Consider the following 17,166-nt stretch of genomic DNA (forward strand, 5'->3'; position numbering starts at 1 on the left):
CCATGCGGATGAACGTGACGGCGGAGCCCGGAGAGGTGGACCTGCCCCCGCTGTCCGCGCGGTCGGTGGTCCTGAGTCTGCTGCTGGGCACGCATCCGCCCGAGATGGCCGCGAAGGACCTGGTACGCGGGGTGGAGCCGTTCGGTGTCGGCGGATCGACGGTGCGGGCGGCGCTCAGCCGGATGGTGGCGGCGGGCGACCTGCGGCGGACGGACGGCGTCTACCGGCTCAGCGACCGGCTGCTGGAGCGCCAGCGCCGCCAGGACGACGCCGTGCACCCGGACACGCGCGCGTGGGACGGCGCGTGGGAGATGGCCGTCATCACCGCGACCGGCCGCGGCCCCGCCGAGCGCGCCGAACTGCGCGGCCGGTTGAGCGCCCTCCGGCTCGCCGAGCTCCGCGAGGGGGTCTGGCTGCGGCCCGCCAACCTGGGCCGGCCCTGGCCCGCGGATCTCGGGGACGTGCTCCAGCACTTCACCGCCCACCCCGACCGGCCCGCCCCCGGCCTGGCCGCCGGACTGTGGCCGCTCGACGGATGGGCGCGGACGGCCCGGGTCCTGCTGGCCCATGTCGAGTCGACCCGGCTGCCCGCCGACCGCTTCACGGCTCTCGCGGCGGTCGTACGGCATCTGCTCGCCGACCCGGTGCTGCCGGCCGGACTCCTCCCCGCCGACTGGCCGGGACCTGCCCTGCGCACCGCTTACGGTCACTACCAACGGGAACTCGTCGCCGCCGTGTCGGGGGCGGGCGCATAGGTGCGGCGGCCGTGCGAAGCGCCGTGCGGGGACGCTTCGTACGGCCGCCTTCCTACCGTGGGGGGACCGGTGGGGCGGGGGCTACTTGTAGGTGATGTCGGACGACGCGTACTTGCAGTAAGTACCGTCCGCGCTGGTGCCGTTGGTGGTCGGCTCGGCCCCCGTGTTGTTGCCGATGTACTTCTGGCACGGGATGATCTTCTTGCTGCTGTCCCCGACGATCGTGATCTTCTTCAGGGTCGCGCTGTCGCCGTAGTTGGTGTTGATGCCGACGAGCTTGCTGCCCGAGTAGGTCGCCTCGATGGTGTTGAGGTTGATCGTCCGCTTGTACTGCGTGGAGCAGTTGCCGCAGGAGCGGATGAAGGTGCCGAAGGTCTGCACCGCGAAGTTGGAGACGTTCAGGGTGCCGGCGCCGTTGAACTGGAACACCTTGTCGCTGGCCGACCGCGCGCCACCGCCCGAGACGGTGTACACGTTGGACGACGAGGAGCCGCGGAAGGTCGCCGCGTCCTCGCCGACGTCCTCCCACCAGACGTTCTGAAGGGTGCAGGCGCCCTTGCAGTGGATGCCGTCGGCGGCGGGGGCGCCGATGATGACGTTCTTGAGGACCGCGCCGGCGGCCAGTTCCAGGATCGGCCCCTGGTCCTCGTCCTGGCTGCCGCTGCCCAGGTCGCCGGTGCCGTAGAGGCGGATCATCCCGTAGTCCTTGGTGCCGGACACCGCGATGGTGGAGGAGACCGCCTGGCTGCCGGTCGCGCTGGGCCAGGTGGCGGCGTTCGCCGGAGTCAGCGCCCCGGTAGTCATGATCATGCCAACCGAGAGCGCGAGGGCGGCGAGTGCGCCCGTCAGAGTGCGCCGTCGGCGCGGCAGTGCTGGTGAAGTCATGTCCCGATGCCTTCTTCCAGGTGGGGGGCATTGGTCAGGTATGCGAATGTCGCGTGCCATGTTGAACGACCTGTGCGGGCAGTGCGGCCCTTGGTGGGTCTGCGTGAGCGGCTCGGTCACACTGCTGAACGGAACGTAGGGGGCAAGCGCTTTCTAGTCAACGCCTTGCGCAGAACACATTCGGCCACTCGGCCAGGCCTCGGCCAACCAGTAAGGGCTTGCCGGGAGTTGCCGTGGGAGCGCTTCCATGGCAGGCGTGTGCATGCCACCATGCGGTGCGGACGTCCCCCTCGTGAGCGTCGGAGAGGGGCATGCGTCCGGGTCTGTCCACACAGGCCGGCGCCACCCGCCGAGCCGCCGATTCCCTCTCGCGCACCCCACGTACGACGTCCCCCGAGCCGCTACCAGAAAGGGACAAGCGCGTGTCGAACTCCCCCGGGAGAGCCTTGCGTTCGTTGTGCGGGGCATTGCTGCTCCTGCTCACCGCCGCTCTCCTCACCGCTCCCGCCGCCTCCGCCCGCTCGCAGGCCGCCGCGCCGGTCCCGGCGGCCACCCTCACCGAGGTCACCGGCTTCGGTGCCAACCCCAGCAATCTCCAGATGTACGTCTACGCACCGGCCAACGTCGCCGCTCACCCGCCGGTGCTCGTCGCGGTGCACTGGTGCGGCGGCTCCGGGCCGGCGATGTACTCCGGCACCGAGTACTCCCGACTCGCCGACCAGTACGGGTTCGTGATCGTCTACCCGTCCGTCACCCGGAGCAGCAAGTGCTTCGACGTCTCCTCGCCCCAGGCGCTCCGGCGGGGCGGCGGGAGCGACCCGGTCGGCGTCAAGTCGATGATCGACTGGGTGACCGCCGCCTACGCGGCCGACACCGGCCGGGTCTACGCCACCGGTATCTCCTCCGGGGCGATGATGACCAATGTCCTGCTCGGCGACTACCCCGACGTGTTCGCCGCCGGTTCCGCCTTCTCCGGGGTGCCCTTCGGCTGCTTCGCCACCACCGACGGCTCCGAGTGGAACAGCGCCTGCTCCGGCGGCACCGTGATCCGCACGGCGCAGGAGTGGGGCGACCTCGTTCGCGCGGCCTACCCCGGCTACACCGGGTCCCGGCCGCGCATGCAGGTGTGGCACGGCACCGAGGACGACGTGCTGCGCTACCCCAACTTCGGTGAGGAGATCAAGCAGTGGACCGATGTGCGAGGCGTGAACCAGACCCCTGCCGCCACCGATTCGCCCGTCTCGGGCTGGACCCGCACCCGGTACGGCGGCACGGGTGACCAGGCTCCCGTGGAGGCCGTCAGCCTCCAGGGCGTCGGCCACAACCTGTACGCCTGGGGCATGGCCGCCCGCGTGATCACCTTCTTCGGCCTGGACGCCGCCGGCCCCACCCCCCAGCCCCAGCCCGGCGGCTGCCGGGTGACCGCGACGACCAACGCCTGGAACACCGGTCTGACCGCCTCCGTGACCCTGACCAACACCGGTACCACCACGGTCGACGGCTGGCGGCTCGGCTTCACCCTGCCCTCCGGCCAGACCATCACCAACGGCTGGGGCGCCACCTACGCACCGGCCTCGGGAGCGGTGACGGCGACCAACGCCACGTACAACGGCACGCTCGCCCCCAACGCGAGCGTCACCATCGGCTACCAGGCGAACCACACCGGCAACAGCGCGGCGCCCGGCGCCTTCACGCTCAACGGAGCCACTTGCGGCGTGAGTTGATGTTCCGTGGGCGGCCGGTGAGCCCGGCCGCCCATGCCGTCTAGACGACCTCTTCCCTGGACTTCTCCGGCACGTCCCCGACGGGCTCCTCGCCGCCGCCGGTCGGCAGGGCGACCGTCTCCGGCGCCGCACCGGCCTTCGAGGGCAGGTGGTTGAAGAGCAGGTTCAGGACGATCGCCGTCAGGCAGCCCGCGCTGATACCGCTGTTCATCACCGTCCGGAACCAGTCGGGGAACTGCTCGTAGATCGTCGGCACGCCTACCGGCAGCACGCCCATGGCGACCGACACGGCCACCACCGTCAGGTTGTGGTTCCCCTTGAAGTCGACCTCGGCCAGCGTCCGCAGACCGCTCGCGGCGACCGTCCCGAACATCACCAGGCCCGCCCCGCCGAGGACCGGCGCCGGAACGGCGGCCACCACCGCGCCCAGCTTGGGCAGCAGACCCAGCAGCACGAGGATGCCGCCCGCGGTGGCGACGACCCAGCGGCTGCGCACCCGGGTCATGCCCACCAGGCCGACGTTCTGCGCGTACGCGGTGTAGGGGAAGGTGTTGAAGACGCCGCCGAGGACGGTCGACAGTCCGTCGGCGCGCAGCCCGTCGGAGAGGCTGCGCGGCTCGACCTTGCGGCCGGTCATCTCGCCGACCGCGATGAGGTCACCGGTGGTCTCGGTCATCGTGACCAGTGCCACGACCAGCATCGAGATGATCGCCGACGCCTCGAAGGCGGGGGCGCCGAAGTGGAACGGCGTACTGATCCCGACCCAGTCGGCGTCCCCGACGCCGTCGAAGTCGGTGAACCCGAACGGTACCGAGACCGCGAGCCCCACCACGATGCCGATCAGCACCGCGATCCGGCTCAGGAACGCCGGCGCGAATCGCTGCACGGCGAGCACCACGGCGAGGACGAACGCGGCGAGTCCGATGTTCCTCGGCTCCCCGAAGTCCGCCGAACCGGCGCCGCCCGCCACCCAGTTGCCCGCGACCGGCAGCAGCGAGATGCCGATGATCAGGATGACGGTGCCGGTGACCAGTGGCGGGAAGAAGCGCAACAGCCTGCCGAACAGGGGCGCCAGCAGCATGATCGCGAGCCCGGCCACGATCACCGACCCGTAGATCGCGGGCAGTCCGCCGCCCGTCGTCCCGATCAGCACCATGGGGGAGACCGCGGCGAACGTACAGCCCTGCATGATCGGCAGCCGTACGCCGAACCGCCAGAAGCCGACGCACTGGATCAGCGTGGCGATGCCGCACACCAGCAGGTCGGCGGTGATCAGATACGCCAGGTCGGCGGGCGACAGCTTCATCGCGCCGCCCACGATCAGGGGCACGGCCACCGCGCCCGCGTACATGGCGAGTACGTGTTGGAGGCCGAAGGCGGCCAACTGCCGTGCGGGTGGCACCTCGTCGACGGGATGGACGGGGGCGGTCATGGTCATTTTTGGGCACTCCAGGGCGGCGGCGGGGGCATCCGAACAGGGCCGGTCGGGCCGAACGGACAGGACGGGCCGGTCATCAGGCCGAACGGACAGGACGGGCCGGTCATCAGGCCGAACGGACAGGACGGGCCGGTTGGACCGAACGGGCGGGCCTGTCGGACCGAACGGGCCTGTCAGGCCGAACAGCACGAGAACGTACGGGACTTAAACAGTTTGTTGATTTCACCGATGTTGCTGCTGTGTGTCCTGTACACCGATCCTGGCGGGACCCGCCGCCGTCCACAGTGCCGCCCAGTCCGGCAGCTTCACCACACCCCGCCCCAGTGAGGCGCCCAGTGCCGCCTCGGCCCGCTCGATCGCCAGCCACCCCGCCCACTCGACGGGTTCGGCCCCGGCGGCCCGCAGCAGGTCCAGCGGATCACCCGGCAGCTCCCGCCGTACGAGGACGGGGCCGTCCTCCAGCAGGGAGGTCGCCGTCTCCTTCGCGCACGGCCGGTTGGTGCCGATCACCCCGGTGGGGCCGCGCTTGATCCAGCCCGCCACGTACTCGCCCGGTGCCACCACGCCCTCGCGCAGGACCCGCCCCGCGAGATGCGGCACCGTGCCCCGCTCCGGATCGAACGGCAGACCCTCCAGCGGCACGCCGCGATAGCCCACCGACCGCAGCACCAGCTGTGCCTCGATGTCCTCGTACCGGCCGGTGCCCGTCACCCCGCCGTGCGCGTCCGGAAGGGTCCGCTCGAAACGCACCGCGCCCAACCGGCCCTGTTCGGCGAGCAGTTCGACGGGCCGCAGGAAGAACCGGAGCCGGATCCGCCGCCCGGCACCGAGGGTCGGCGGGTTCGCCGCCCAGCCGCGCAGCACCTCCACGTTGCGCCGCTGCGCCGCCGGCAGCGCGGAGGGGTCGCCGTACGCCGGATCCAGCGCCAGCTCGGCCTCGTCCACGACCACCTCGGTGTCCGGCAGGCCGGCCAGCTCCCGCAGCTCCTTGGTGGTGAAGCGGGCCTGCGACGGGCCCCGCCGGCCCACCATGTGGATCTCGCCGACCTCGCTCGCCGCCAGCGCGGTCAGCGCCGCCTGGGGCATGTCGGTCGGGGTGAGCTCGGCCGTCCGCCGGGCCAGGATCCGGGTGACGTCCACCGCCACGTTCCCCACGCCCACCACCACCGCCGAGCGGACGTCCCGCAGGAACCCGTCGGCGACGGTGTCCGGATGCGCGCTGTACCAGGACACGAACTCCGTCGCCGACCAGCTGCCCGGCAGCTCCTCGCCGGGCACGCCGAGGTGCCGGTCGGTCGCGGCGCCCACGCAGTACACGACCGCGTGGTACAGCTCGCGCAGCCGGGCCCCCGGCACCCCGCCCGTCCCGACGCTGATCCCGCCGAGGAAGCGCACCCGCTCGTGCTCGAGCACCGCGCGCAGATTGTTCTGCAGCGACTTGATCTTCTCGTGGTCCGGGGCGACGCCGTACCGCACCAGCCCGTACGGGCACGGCAGCCGGTCCAGGACATCGACGAGCACCTCGGGGTCCTGCTGGATCAGACTCTGGGCGGTATAGACCCCACTCGGCCCTGAGCCGACGACGGCGACACGCAGCACGCGGAACTCCTTACCCAAGGGGACGGAGGAGATCGCTGGTGTCTCCAGCATCGCATCAGCGCGGCTCCGCTGACAGGGTGCTGTGCGCGCTCGATGCGCGCGTGTCCGTTCGTATGGAAAGTGATCATGCGGTTACGTTGCGTGTGTGCTAGAAGCATCGTTTCTTAATCTCTCTGATCGCTCCGCCGAGGACGGCACGGTGTCCGTGTGGCCCGCGTGGGAGGTCAAGGAGGCCGGGGGCACCACGTCCTGGTTCCATGTGCGGCTGGGGTTCGTCGACGGTGCGTGCGTGGAGCTGCTGGCCGTCGTCTGCGAGGGGCGTGTCTCCGTCGAGGACGTCCGCGCCCAGCCGCCCCTGTCGCTCGTGGACCTGACGGTGCTCGCGGACTGGATCGAGGGACCGCTGTTCGAGAGGTGCGATCAAGGCGGCGCCCTCGAAGCGGCGGCCGCGGAGGGTGCCGGGGACGCGGCGGACACGGCGGACACGCCGGACACGGCGGACACGGACAGCGGGTACGGCGGGTACGGCGCGGAGGGTCCGCGGGAGCCGGCCGTCGCCGGGGATGCCGACGAGACGTTCGGCCCCCGGCGGGCCCGTCAGGCCTGGCCGCGCGGCATCGAGGGGCGGTGGCTGGCGGCGCAGGAGTACCGCGCGGCCCAGGAGGAGGGGGCGGACCCCGTCCTCGCGGTCATGTGCGCCACGGGACACAGCCGCCGCAGATCGCTCAGGCTGATCGCGCAGGCGCGTGACGCGGGTTACCTGACCCCACGTCACGCCCGGCGCTGACACGGCTCATTGGCGAGGACCGCAGGCGAGACCCGCCGACCGGTCCCGCCGACCGCCCCCGCCGACCGACCCCGCCGACCGGTCCCCCTGTCGGGGCCCGTCGGCGAGGTTTCGTGGACCGGGGTGTCACTGCATCCCGCGCATCCGGGTGATCTCGCTCGTCTGCTGCGCGATCACATCGTCGGCCATCTCCTCGATCCGCACGTTGTTGCCCTGTGCCTTGACGTCCGCGGCCATGGTGAGGGCGCCCCCGTGGTGGGTGATCATCAGGGAGAGGAACAGCGCGTCGAACGCCTTGCCGCGGGCCGCCCGCAGCTGGGTCAGCTGTGCCTCGGTGGCCATCCCGGGCATCGCCGGGTGGTCGTGCTCGCCGCCCGTCTCGTCCTCGCCGTATGTCGTGAGCCAGCCCTTCATGGCCTCGATCTCCGGCCCCTGCGCGGCGCCGATCCGCGACGCGAGGCCCTTGACGGCCTTCGACTCGGCCTGCTTCGGGGCGAGTTCGGTCATCTCCAGGGCCTGGGTGTGGTGCTGGATCATCATCCGCGCGTACGCCACGTCGGCGGAGTTGGGTGTGTCGTCGTCGGTGCGCTGCTCGGCCGCGTCCTGGGCGGAGAGGGTCCGGTTCGACTCGCCCGGCTTGCCCGGCGCGATCACCGAAGGGCCGCTCGCCGCACCCGACTTGGTGTCCGGCCCGGAGTCGCACCCCGCGAGGGCGAGGACGAGCAGGAGTGAGGCTGAGACGAGGGGCGCGCGGCGGACGAGCACAACGACCTCCTGAGGCAGGTGAGTTGAGGACGGGGGTGCCGTCCTCGTCTGGATCTTCGCACCATGGGTCGCACTACTGAACCGAAAGATTCATTACGAGTGCGTTGCCAGCCCTTGATATGTGCATGATGAAGACGATACTTCGGAGCACCGCGAACCGTTCCGCGTGAACGGCGACAAGGGAGGACACAGTGACCCTGTTGAACGACCTTCGAACGCGACGCAGACGGCTGGGGGTGGCCGCCGCGTGTACCGGACTGCTGGCCGCGCTGCTCACGGCCGTCCCGGCAGCCGCGACCCCCGACCCGGGGGACGGGCCCGCCGTGCAGCAGAAGGTGTCCGAGGGCGCCCGGGCCGAGGCGGCGGCCGCGATCGCCGACGGCGAGATACCGGGGCAGGACGAGATCGTCCACTCGGACAACATCGAGCACCTGACGAACATCCCGAAGGACGCCCTGCCGGGCACCAACTCGGACCTCGCCTTCCAGGGCAAGTACGCCTTCTCCGGCAACTACGACGGCTTCCGGGTCTTCGACATCAGCAACCCGAAGTCCCCCAAGACCGTCGCCCAGGTGCTCTGCCCCGGCTCCCAGAACGACATCTCCGTCTCGGGCGACCTGCTGTTCCTGTCCACCGACTCCTCGCGCAGCGACAGCAGTTGCAACAGCACCACGCAGCCGGTGACCGAGAAGTCCTCCTGGGAGGGCATGAAGGTCTTCGACATCAGCGACAAGGCGAACCCCAAGTACGTCGCCGCCGTCGAGACCGCCTGCGGCTCGCACACCCACACCCTGGTGCCCGAGCGCAAGAACGTCTACATCTACGTCTCCTCGTACTCGCCGAACGCCGCCTACCCGGACTGCCAGCCTCCGCACGACGGCATCTCGGTCATCAAGGTGCCGCGCAAGACGCCGGAGAAGGCCGCGATCGTCAGCTTCCCCGTGCTGTTCCCGGGGGAGGGCCCGGACGGCGGCGGCAACCCGGGCTCGCCCACCAACCCCGGGGTCTCCAAGACCACCGGCTGCCACGACATCACGGTGCTGCCCTCCAAGGACCTGGCGGCGGGCGCCTGCATGGGTGACGGCATCCTGTTCTCCATCAAGGACCCGGAGCACCCGAAGGTCATCGACCAGGTCCAGGACAACGTGAACTTCGCGTTCTGGCACTCGGCGACCTTCAACCAGAAGGCGAACAAGGTCGTGTTCACCGACGAGCTCGGCGGCGGCGGCGCGGCCACGTGCAACGCGGCGACCGGGCCGGACAAGGGCGCCGACGGCATCTACGACATCGTCGGCAAGGGCGACAAGCGCAAGCTGGTCTTCCGCAGCTACTACAAGATCCCCCGTCACCAGGCGGACACCGAGAACTGCGTGGCCCACAACGGCTCGCTGATCCCGGTCAAGGGCAAGGACATCATGGTGCAGGCCTGGTACCAGGGCGGTGTCTCGGTCTGGGACTTCACCGACTCGTCGAAACCGAAGGAGATCGCCTACTTCGAGCGCGGTCCGCTCGACACCCAGGTGCTGAGGGGCGGCGGCTCCTGGTCGGCGTACTACTACAACGGTTACATCTACTCGAACGACATCGCCAAGGGCTTCGACGTGCTGAAGCTCAGCGACCGGCGCACCGACCCGGCCAAGCGGGTCCGTGTCCAGGAGCTCAATGTCCAGACCCAGCCGGACTACTTCGACTGACCCTCGCTCCGCGGAGTCGTCGGGTCGGTCGCGAAGAAGCGCGACAGATCGGTGTCACTCCTCCCGCCGGGCGCCTCGGCGTCCGGCGGGACCCCCTGCTCCCAGTCGAGCCGGTAGCGCGCGAACAGTTCGGCGCGCAGCGTCGTGAGCGGCAGGGGCACGTTCGGCAGCACCATCGCGTAGACCGCTCCCATCAGCTGGGAGCGCAGCATCGGGTAGTCGTGGTCGAGGTCCTGCGACCCGTGCCGGGCCGCGGTCTCCCGCAGCAGCTCTGCCAGCCGTTGCTGCTCCGGACACTGCACGAACCCCTCGGCCTGCAGAAGGCCCGCCATGTGCTGGCGCATCAGCACCGTACGGTCCCGGGCCAGGCCCAGGATGCCGTCGATGGCCCGCGCCATCCGCTCCCGGCCGTCCTCGGTGCGCGGCTCCCGCTCCAGCGCCTCCTCCAGCGTGCGGTGCATCAGCCGGTGCACCGCCGACTGCACCAGCTGCCGCTTGCCGGGGAAGTAGTACGACACCAGGCCGCGCGCCGAGCCGGCCCGGTCCGCGATGTCACCGAGCGTCGTCGCCTCGTACCCGCGCTCGCTCACCAGCTCCACCGCGGCCTGAAGGAGCCGTTCCCGGGAACGCCGCCGCAATTCTTCATTGACCGAGGCGCTGCGCGGGGACATCCTGGAACTCCTGCGTTGACTGGCTGGCAGCCAACTATACTCAGGGTCAACCCGGTGGGGTTCCGCTTCGGAGCGCACCGGGCTGCCGCCTGCTCTGGGCGACGCGGGGGATCGTCCAGAGTGGGCGTGCTTTTCCCGTAATGGTGGCCTCAGGCGACCGTTGGTAGGGAGCGGGCCGAGGCCGTCCGGTCACTCCACCAGGTCCAGCACCGTCCGCAGCGCGTCCGGACGTTCGGCCGCCGGCAGGTGGTCCACGAAGTGCACCGCGCATCCCAGCGCCGCCGCCCCGCCGTCCGCGCGTCGGTCGTCGCCCACCATCAGGGTCCCGCCGGGATCGGCGTCCAGCGCCTCGCACGCGACCGTGAACAGCCGGGGGTCCGGCTTCTGGAACCCGTGCTCGTACGACAGCGCGTACGCGTCGACGTACCCGTCGAGGCCGTGCTCCCGGAACACCGGCCGCAGGTCCCAGCCGATGTTGCTGACCACGCCGACCCGGAGCCCGCGCTCGCGCAACCCGCTCAGCACGTCGAGGGCGTCGGGGTACGGCCCCCAGGCCGCCGGGATCCTGTGCCGTTCGTACAGGGCGTCGTGCAGCGCCGGATCCGGCAGCGGCACCTGACGGGACAGGCCGGTGTACGCGGCCCGGTGCAGCTCCGCGCTCTCGTCCCGCACCCGCCACACCTCGGCGACCCCGGCGGGCAGCCGGACCGGACTCGCCCCGCCCGGCAGCGCGACGCCCGCCGCCTCCAGCACCGCCCGCAGCCAGGACTCGGCGGACTCGATGCGGAACAGGGTCCCGGAGAAGTCGAACAACACGGCTCTCATGCGCATGGCGCCGAGTCTATGAATCAGCCTGCTCTCACGGTCCCGCACTCCCGGCCGGATTCACGGATCCCGCGGGGTCACGTTCACGTTCCACACGAGCGGAAGATCGCCGTCGCAGAACACGCAGACGAAGACCCCCTCACGCACCACGCTGTTCTCCCCGCACCGCTCACAGCGCCGGAACACCAGCGCGTGGGTGAAGCCGTCGGGACGGCCGATGCCGGCCCCGTCCAGGGCGGCTGCCACGGCCGGCCAGGAGTCGGGGTCGGGACAGTAACCGGTGGACTGGTTGCTGACCTCGTGCACGCGCGGTCCGAGCGGGGTGTGGCGGAACGAGATCTCGCCCGCGCCGAGCACGTCCGCGCCGCCCGCGCAGGCCACGTGCTCGCTGCGCCGGGGCGCGAGCCGCAGCAGGCCGTCGAGCCCGACGATGTACGTGAACGGCTCCCCCTCCTCCTCCGCCGCCGCGTACGCGTCCAGGTCCGCGGCGCAGCGGATCACCCGGCCGCCGGCACCCGGAACGACCGCCCGCAGCACGTCCTGCGGACCCACGTAGCCGTACCGCCGCCACCGTCGCCCCGGCGGGGTCACGGGCGCCAGCGCAGGTGTGCCGCGATCGCCAGCGCCACCAGCACGGCTCCCAGCAGCCAGCCGCCCAGAACGTCCGAGGGCCAGTGCACGCCCAGCCAGATCCGGGTCAGCCCCACGCCCGCCACGGAGACCACCGCCACCGTCAGCGCCGTACGCCACACGACGGGGGTGACGCCGTGCCGGTGCAGCAGCCACAGCAGGAGACCGAACACCACCGTGGCCGTCAGGGCGTGCCCGGAGGGGTACGCCGCGTAGTGGGCGGAGTCGACCGGGTCCGGCCAGACCGGGCGGGCGCGGCCCACCCCCGCCTTGAGGGACTGCTGGAGCAGTGTGCCCACCGCCGACGTGACGACCAGCCACCCGGCCGTCCACCAGGCCCCGTGCCGCCACACCAGCCACACAGCCACCGCCGCGCCCAGCAGACGCATGGTCAGCGGGTCCCAGACCCAGTCCGTGAGGATGCGGCAGGCCTGGGTGACGTCGGGGTCGGCGACGGCCCAGCGGTGGGTGGTGCGGGAGATGTCGCCGTCGGCGGAGATCAGGGGATGCCAGTCGGCCGCGACCAGGGCGAGGAGCAGGGCCGAACACAGCCCCAGGATCAGTGCGGTCCGGAGCGGCGTGCGCAGGGCCGGGCGGCGGGGCGGGGAGTCGACGGTCGGATGGGGCATACGGAGATCCTCGCCGAACGGCGGGGCCGGAAGCGAACTCGGGGCGCGCTCGGTCCGGGTTCCGGGCGGCCGGCCCTGTTCCGGGGCCGGTGGGCGTGGTGGGTGGTGGGGGCGCCTTCTGGCGCGGCTGCCCCGACCGCCGACGACGGCTGTCCCGGGTGCGGGGACGGCCCGCCCTCGTTCGGGGGTGCCCCGTCGTGGGTCTTGGGTGGATGGCCTGGCCAGGGGGTGGCAGGTCGGGCTTCGGTGGTGGTCGGTCCTGGCCCGGCGGGCTGGCCTGTTCAGGGGGCGGCTCGGGTTCGGGGGTGGTTGTTCCGGCCGCTGGGGTGGACGTGCAGTGGGAGGCGGAGTGGCCGGCCGGGCCTCCGAGATGGTCGGTCGGCCGGTCAGGGGGAGCCCGGCCTTCTCCGGAGCGCTGGTTCCGGCTCCGGGGCGGGTTCTCGGGCCGTGGGGTTCAGCCCAGTGCTCGGAGAGCGGGGACCAGGGTCACCAGTACCGGGATCACCGGTACGAGGGAGGCTCCCGCCGTCAGTCGTAGTCTGCGGGCCGCGGTGAGGCGGTCGGGCGGTGTGAGCAACCGGTGCACGCGCTGCGGAACATGGGCCTGCGGGGCGGGGGAGGGGCCGAACACGCCCCGGTCCTCGTTGAGTTCGACCAGCGCCAGCGCGGTCGTCCGCCGGCCGAAGCGCCGCGAGGCCATGTCGTCCGCCGACAACTCGACCAGCCGGTGCATCTCGTCGCGGAACGCGGCGAACACCGGTACCTGCGGAAAGCCGGTGGCCAGTGCGGTCGAGCAGTTCAGCAACCAGTCGTGACGTGCCTGGGCGTGCCCCTGCTCGTGCGCCAGCACCGCATCCAGCTGACGCCCCTTCAGACGCTGCAACGCGGCTGTGGTGACCACCAGTTGGGGTGCCGCGCCCGCCAGCCACCAGGCGTCGGGCCGCTCACCCTCCAGGACGAGCAGCCGGCCGGACGCGGACTCCTCGCCCGGCAACAGCGGTGCACGCAAACGGAGTTCGGCATGCCGCGACCGGCGCCCGGCCCGGCTCCGCAGCACCTCCCGGACGAGCATCGCGCCGCTCCACAGCCCGCCGCACGCGAGCGCCACCGCTGTCGCGGCCGCCCAGGGGCCCGTCGCGCCCAGCGCGTACGCCTCCACCACCGAGCGCGGGGCCGGTGCGAAGACATGGCCGCGCACCGCCTGCCAGGCCGCCGCCGCGCTGAGCGTCATCGACAGCGCGCAGCACAGCAGGACCGCGGCCACCACGCACTGCCACGCCCACAGCGCGACCACCGGTTCGCGGTCCGGCCAGTCGGCCCGGGCGATCAGCCGGGGGGCGATCACGGCGGTCAGGGCACCGAGCAGCAGCAGTACCGCGGGGACCATCATGGGCAGCAGCCTATGAGCGGCGTACCGCTCAGGGGTACGGCTTGTCACAGCGAAGTGACGTAGACCACGCCCGAGTTGGGTTCACATCGTCAGCAGCATGGCGAGCATCCCGATCCCCATCGACAGCCGGCACGCCCGCGCCACCTCGGGCCGGTCGCTCCAGGCCGCGGCGGCGCCACCCGTCCCGGCCACCGGCAGCAGCCGGACCCCGGCGAGCAGCACGTACCCGGTGAAGTACAGGAGCAGCACCCCCGTCAGCAGCGGGACGCCGGAGCCGCCGTGTCCGTGCCGGTGCGCGGGCGCGGCGGCCATCACGGCCGCCATGTAGACCATGGCCCCGGCCCCGACCAGGTGGTGCAGGTGGTGGGCGCCGGCCCGGGCCGCCCACAGGGCGCGCAACGCGGCCGCCCCGAAGACCGCCGCGAAGGCGGGCCAGGCCCACGCGGGCGGGGTGAACGCGGCCGCGGGCACGGCCATCGCGGCCATCCCGAAGCCCATCAGCGCCTCGCCGCCCGCGGCCCTGCGCTGTTCCTCGACCGCGCTGCGCATCCGCAGCAGGCAGTAGGCCCCGGTCGCCGCACACAGCGCCACCAGCAGCCAGCCGGGCGAAGCCGGTCCGTGCACGCGCACCTCCCCGCTCGACGTTCGCAATCGAGGGATGCGATGCCCACGGCACACCGTGCGCACGCGGGCGCAAGGGTGTACACGGGGGGCATTCGACGGAGCGCGAAATATTTCACGGGTAAAACACATGCTAAATTAGTGGGTATGAGCAGTGCGACCCCGCAGCACCCCCGCCCCGAAGCCCGCCCGCAACCGCGCGGCGGGCAGCACGGCCGTCGGCGCAGGCGGCGCCCGGGACGCCGCCTCCCGATCGCCGGAGTGCTGCGCCTCGGCAGGCCCTCCGACATCTGGTTCAAGCCCGCCCTGAGCGTGATCGCCGCCGTCGCCCCGCCGAACCTGATCCTGCTGGCCCTCGGGCGGCTGGACCTGGCGATGTACACGATGGCCGGGTCCCTGTGCGCGCTGTACGCCCACAACCGCCCCTACGCGGCCCGCGCCCGTGTCCTGGCCTGGGTGGTGCTGGGCATGACCGCCGGACTGGCGGTCGCCCTGCTCGCCGCCTCACTGACGAGCGACGCCGTCGCCCTGGTCACCGTCGGCGCTCTGCTGGCGGCCGCGCAGAAGGCGCTCTGTGACGCGACCCGGCTCGGCCCGCCCGCCAACGTCGTCCTCACCTTCATCAGCTCCGCCGCACTGTTCACCCCGCAGACCCTCGGGCAGGTCCCCGGCCACCTGGGGCTGGCACTCGCCGCGGGTGCCTGGGCCTGGCTGATCGGCATGGCGCCCGGCCTGCTGCGGCCGCACGGTCCCGAGCGCCGCGCCACCGCCCACGCCCTGAACGCGGCCGCCACCCACGCCGCCACGGACGGCCCCGGCGACGGCCACGCCCGGACCCGCGCCGCCGCGGCCGGCGCCGTGCACGCCGCCTGGCAGACCCTGCTGGCGGCCCGCGCCACGGAGAGCCGCCGGGCCCTGGAACGTCTCGTCGTCCGCGCCGAGATCGCCCTGGCCGCCCCCGCCGACACCGACCCGAAGCGGCTGCGCGACTGGGCCCGCGACCTGCGCGGCACCGGCCCGGTCCCGCATCCGGGCGACCTGGTGGACGACGACGAACTCCTCGGCGTCGACGCCGAACTCGCCACCGGGCGGCCGCCGCTGTGGCTCCGCCTCGGCCCCCTCGCGCCGATCGCCGCACGCACCGCCCTCGGCTGTGCCCTCGCCGGGTACGCCTCTCTCGCCGTCGGAGTCGGCCGTCCCTACTGGGCCCTGGTCACCGCCGCCTCCCTCTACCAGGCGAACATCACGCTCACCTGGAGCCGCGGAGTCCAGCGCGTCGTCGGCAACCTGGTCGGCGTGCTCGCCTTCGCCGCGCTCGTCCCGCTCGCCCATCTCACCCAGGCCGCCCTCGTCCTGATCTGCCTCGCCCTGAACTTCGGCGCCGAGGCGCTGATCAGCCGCAACTACTGGCTCGGCAGCGTCTGCGTGACCCCGATGGCGCTGCTCATCACCGAGTTCGCGCAGGTCCAGGACTCGGGCCGACTGATCACCGAGCGGCTGGTGGACACCCTCGTCGGCGCCGTGGTCGGCTTCGTCGCCGCGGTCGCCGTCACGAACCGCCGGGCCGGCGACCGCCTCGGCCACGCCCTGACGGCCGCCGAACGGGCCCGCGAGCAGGCCGCCCGCCTCCTGGCGGAGCCGCGTCCCGCCCCCGGCGCCCTGGAGTCCGCCCGCCGCGGCCTCGCCGCCGCGCTGGTCGACCTGCGCGCCACCGCCGACGCCGCGTCCGGCGAGTGGTGGCAGCGGGCGCTGCCCGAGGAGCGGGTCGTCGCGGCCGAACAGTCCGGACACCGTACGCTCGCGGCGACGGTACGGCGCCAGGGACTGCTCCTGGACCGGGACGCGAGCACGGGAGCGGAGGACGTACGGCGATGACGGCGACGCAGGGACGGGCGGCGGCCGGGAACGGGGCGGGGGAAGGACCGGCGACCGGGCCGGGGGAAAGACCGGTGACCGGGGCGGAACCGGCGGCCGGCGGCCCCGGAACCGGAACCACCGGTGACCGCCCGCGGAGCGGCGACGGGCGGGGGAACGGTGGCCGGACGGGCAGCGGCGACCCGGTACGGCCGGCACGGCGGGCACAGCCGTCAGAGCGGCCAGCGTCAGCACAGCCGTCAGAGCCGTCAGAGCCGTCAGAGCCGGTACAGCCGTCAGAGCCGGTACAGCCGTCGGAGCCGGTACGGAACGACACGGTCGCCGCTGTCGTACGGCAGTGGCAGACGGTCCGGCCCGACCTCGACACGGGCCCCATGGAGATCATCGGCCGCGTCAACCGCTGCGCCGCGCTCCTCCAGCAGGCCGAGGACGCCCCCCTGCGCCGGGCCGGCCTGAGCCGAGCCGAGTTCGACCTGCTGGGCGCGCTGCGCCGCACCGGCCACGAGCTGACGCCCGGCGAACTGGCCCGGGAGACCTTCTCCTCCGGGGCCGCCGTGACCAAGCGGCTCAAGCAGCTCACCGAGCGCGCACTGGTGGAGCGTCGCGTCGACACCCGGGACCGCCGTGTCGCCCACCTGCGCCTCACGGACGCCGGGCGCGACCTCGTCGACGGCATCATGCCCGAGCAGCTCGTCTACGAGAGTGCCGTGCTGTCCGCGCTGGACGACGGCCGGCAAGGCGAACTGGCCGATCTGTTGGGCGAGTTGTTGAGCCGGCTGGAGGGACGCATGCGGGCCCTGCGGGTCTGAACGCCGCGTCGACGCGGCACCGGACCGACCGGGTGGCCGCGACCCGTCGACGTGCATCCGTCGACGTGC

General features: G+C 72.4%; 15 protein-coding genes and 1 pseudogene. 6 read left to right on the forward strand and 10 right to left on the reverse strand.

All coding sequences use genetic code 11. From position 1 onward, the window contains the following. Window positions 1-2 precede the first annotated feature (2 nt). Window positions 3-755 (forward strand): PaaX family transcriptional regulator C-terminal domain-containing protein, encoded by a 753-nt coding sequence (locus OG933_RS37840; RefSeq protein ID WP_405631475.1) that lies wholly within the window; start codon window positions 3-5, stop codon window positions 753-755. Window positions 756-836: 81 nt separating this feature from the next. Here the strand turns inward: OG933_RS37840 and OG933_RS37845 are convergent, their stop codons facing one another. Beyond that, window positions 837-1,640 (reverse strand): pectate lyase, encoded by an 804-nt coding sequence (locus OG933_RS37845; RefSeq protein WP_054240617.1) that lies wholly within the window; start codon window positions 1,638-1,640, stop codon window positions 837-839. 422 nt (window positions 1,641-2,062) lie between these two features. Here OG933_RS37845 and OG933_RS37850 point away from each other — a divergent pair, with 422 nt between their 5' ends. Then, the gene (locus OG933_RS37850) at window positions 2,063-3,364 is read left to right on the forward strand and encodes a PHB depolymerase family esterase (protein ID WP_405631477.1); all 1,302 of its coding nucleotides are present in this window, start codon (window positions 2,063-2,065) and stop codon (window positions 3,362-3,364) included. Window positions 3,365-3,404: 40 nt separating this feature from the next. Here OG933_RS37850 and OG933_RS37855 read toward each other — a convergent pair whose 3' ends face one another. Both OG933_RS37855 and OG933_RS37860 read right to left on the reverse strand, forming a co-directional pair. Beyond that, a complete protein-coding gene (locus OG933_RS37855; RefSeq protein WP_405631480.1) occupies window positions 3,405-4,802 on the reverse strand; it encodes a nucleobase:cation symporter-2 family protein in 1,398 nt (465 codons plus the stop codon). Between the two features lie 222 nt (window positions 4,803-5,024). After that, on the reverse strand, window positions 5,025-6,401 hold the full coding sequence (locus OG933_RS37860) for an FAD-dependent oxidoreductase (RefSeq protein WP_405631483.1): 1,377 nt from the start codon (window positions 6,399-6,401) through the stop codon (window positions 5,025-5,027). A gap of 199 nt (window positions 6,402-6,600) precedes the next feature. Here OG933_RS37860 and OG933_RS37865 point away from each other — a divergent pair, with 199 nt between their 5' ends. Then, window positions 6,601-7,188, forward strand: coding sequence for a DUF6214 family protein (locus OG933_RS37865; RefSeq protein ID WP_405631486.1), 588 nt, complete (start codon window positions 6,601-6,603; stop codon window positions 7,186-7,188). Window positions 7,189-7,314: 126 nt separating this feature from the next. Here the strand turns inward: OG933_RS37865 and OG933_RS37870 are convergent, their stop codons facing one another. Beyond that, a complete protein-coding gene (locus OG933_RS37870; protein ID WP_362521096.1) occupies window positions 7,315-7,953 on the reverse strand; it encodes a DUF305 domain-containing protein in 639 nt (212 codons plus the stop codon). A gap of 191 nt (window positions 7,954-8,144) precedes the next feature. On the opposite strand from OG933_RS37870, the gene OG933_RS37875 reads away from it, so the two are divergent. Beyond that, window positions 8,145-9,647 (forward strand): hypothetical protein, encoded by a 1,503-nt coding sequence (locus tag OG933_RS37875; protein WP_362521099.1) that lies wholly within the window; start codon window positions 8,145-8,147, stop codon window positions 9,645-9,647. On the opposite strand, the gene OG933_RS37880 is transcribed toward OG933_RS37875, so the two are convergent. From OG933_RS37880 to OG933_RS37905, 6 genes are all read right to left on the reverse strand, one after another. Beyond that, window positions 9,635-10,318, reverse strand: a complete 684-nt coding sequence (locus OG933_RS37880; RefSeq protein ID WP_020125904.1) for a TetR/AcrR family transcriptional regulator — start codon at window positions 10,316-10,318, stop codon at window positions 9,635-9,637. The two genes, OG933_RS37875 and OG933_RS37880, sit on opposite strands and share 13 nt — an antisense overlap. A gap of 189 nt (window positions 10,319-10,507) precedes the next feature. Beyond that, complete coding sequence (locus tag OG933_RS37885) at window positions 10,508-11,143, reverse strand: HAD family hydrolase (RefSeq protein ID WP_405633628.1); 636 nt, start codon at window positions 11,141-11,143, stop codon at window positions 10,508-10,510. 60 nt (window positions 11,144-11,203) lie between these two features. Next, the gene (locus tag OG933_RS37890; protein ID WP_405631488.1) at window positions 11,204-11,734 is read right to left on the reverse strand and encodes a hypothetical protein; all 531 of its coding nucleotides are present in this window, start codon (window positions 11,732-11,734) and stop codon (window positions 11,204-11,206) included. Further along, the gene (locus OG933_RS37895) at window positions 11,731-12,402 is read right to left on the reverse strand and encodes a phosphatase PAP2 family protein (RefSeq protein WP_405631490.1); all 672 of its coding nucleotides are present in this window, start codon (window positions 12,400-12,402) and stop codon (window positions 11,731-11,733) included. Before OG933_RS37895 ends, OG933_RS37890 begins: the two co-directional genes overlap by 4 nt. Window positions 12,403-12,856: 454 nt before the next feature. Then, window positions 12,857-13,792 carry a M56 family metallopeptidase gene (locus OG933_RS37900; protein ID WP_362521106.1) on the reverse strand — a complete coding sequence of 312 codons (936 nt, stop codon included), beginning with the start codon at window positions 13,790-13,792 and terminating at the stop codon, window positions 12,857-12,859. 81 nt (window positions 13,793-13,873) lie between these two features. Then, complete coding sequence (locus tag OG933_RS37905; protein ID WP_405631492.1) at window positions 13,874-14,416, reverse strand: DUF5134 domain-containing protein; 543 nt, start codon at window positions 14,414-14,416, stop codon at window positions 13,874-13,876. A gap of 258 nt (window positions 14,417-14,674) precedes the next feature. On the opposite strand from OG933_RS37905, the gene OG933_RS37910 reads away from it, so the two are divergent. Then, on the forward strand, window positions 14,675-16,288 hold the full coding sequence (locus tag OG933_RS37910; protein ID WP_405633629.1) for an FUSC family protein: 1,614 nt from the start codon (window positions 14,675-14,677) through the stop codon (window positions 16,286-16,288). A 302-nt stretch (window positions 16,289-16,590) separates the two neighbouring features. Then, window positions 16,591-17,097, forward strand: a pseudogene (locus tag OG933_RS37915) (MarR family winged helix-turn-helix transcriptional regulator); the annotation flags it as partial. Window positions 17,098-17,166 lie beyond the last annotated feature (69 nt).

Source organism: Streptomyces sp. NBC_00016, from assembly GCF_045040885.1.
GTDB classification, from domain to species: domain Bacteria; phylum Actinomycetota; class Actinomycetes; order Streptomycetales; family Streptomycetaceae; genus Streptomyces; species Streptomyces coriariae.

Coding starts and splice junctions, on each gene's coding strand:
- OG933_RS37885 (WP_405633628.1), bottom strand. CDS start 11,143: ATGAGAGCCGTGTTGTTCGACTTCTCCGGGACCCTGTTCCGCATCGAG.
- OG933_RS37900 (WP_362521106.1), bottom strand. CDS start 13,792: ATGATGGTCCCCGCGGTACTGCTGCTGCTCGGTGCCCTGACCGCCGTG.
- OG933_RS37855 (WP_405631480.1), bottom strand. CDS start 4,802: ATGACCATGACCGCCCCCGTCCATCCCGTCGACGAGGTGCCACCCGCA.
- OG933_RS37895 (WP_405631490.1), bottom strand. CDS start 12,402: ATGCCCCATCCGACCGTCGACTCCCCGCCCCGCCGCCCGGCCCTGCGC.
- OG933_RS37880 (WP_020125904.1), bottom strand. CDS start 10,318: ATGTCCCCGCGCAGCGCCTCGGTCAATGAAGAATTGCGGCGGCGTTCC.
- OG933_RS37845 (WP_054240617.1), bottom strand. CDS start 1,640: ATGACTTCACCAGCACTGCCGCGCCGACGGCGCACTCTGACGGGCGCA.
- OG933_RS37840 (WP_405631475.1), top strand. CDS start 3: ATGCGGATGAACGTGACGGCGGAGCCCGGAGAGGTGGACCTGCCCCCG.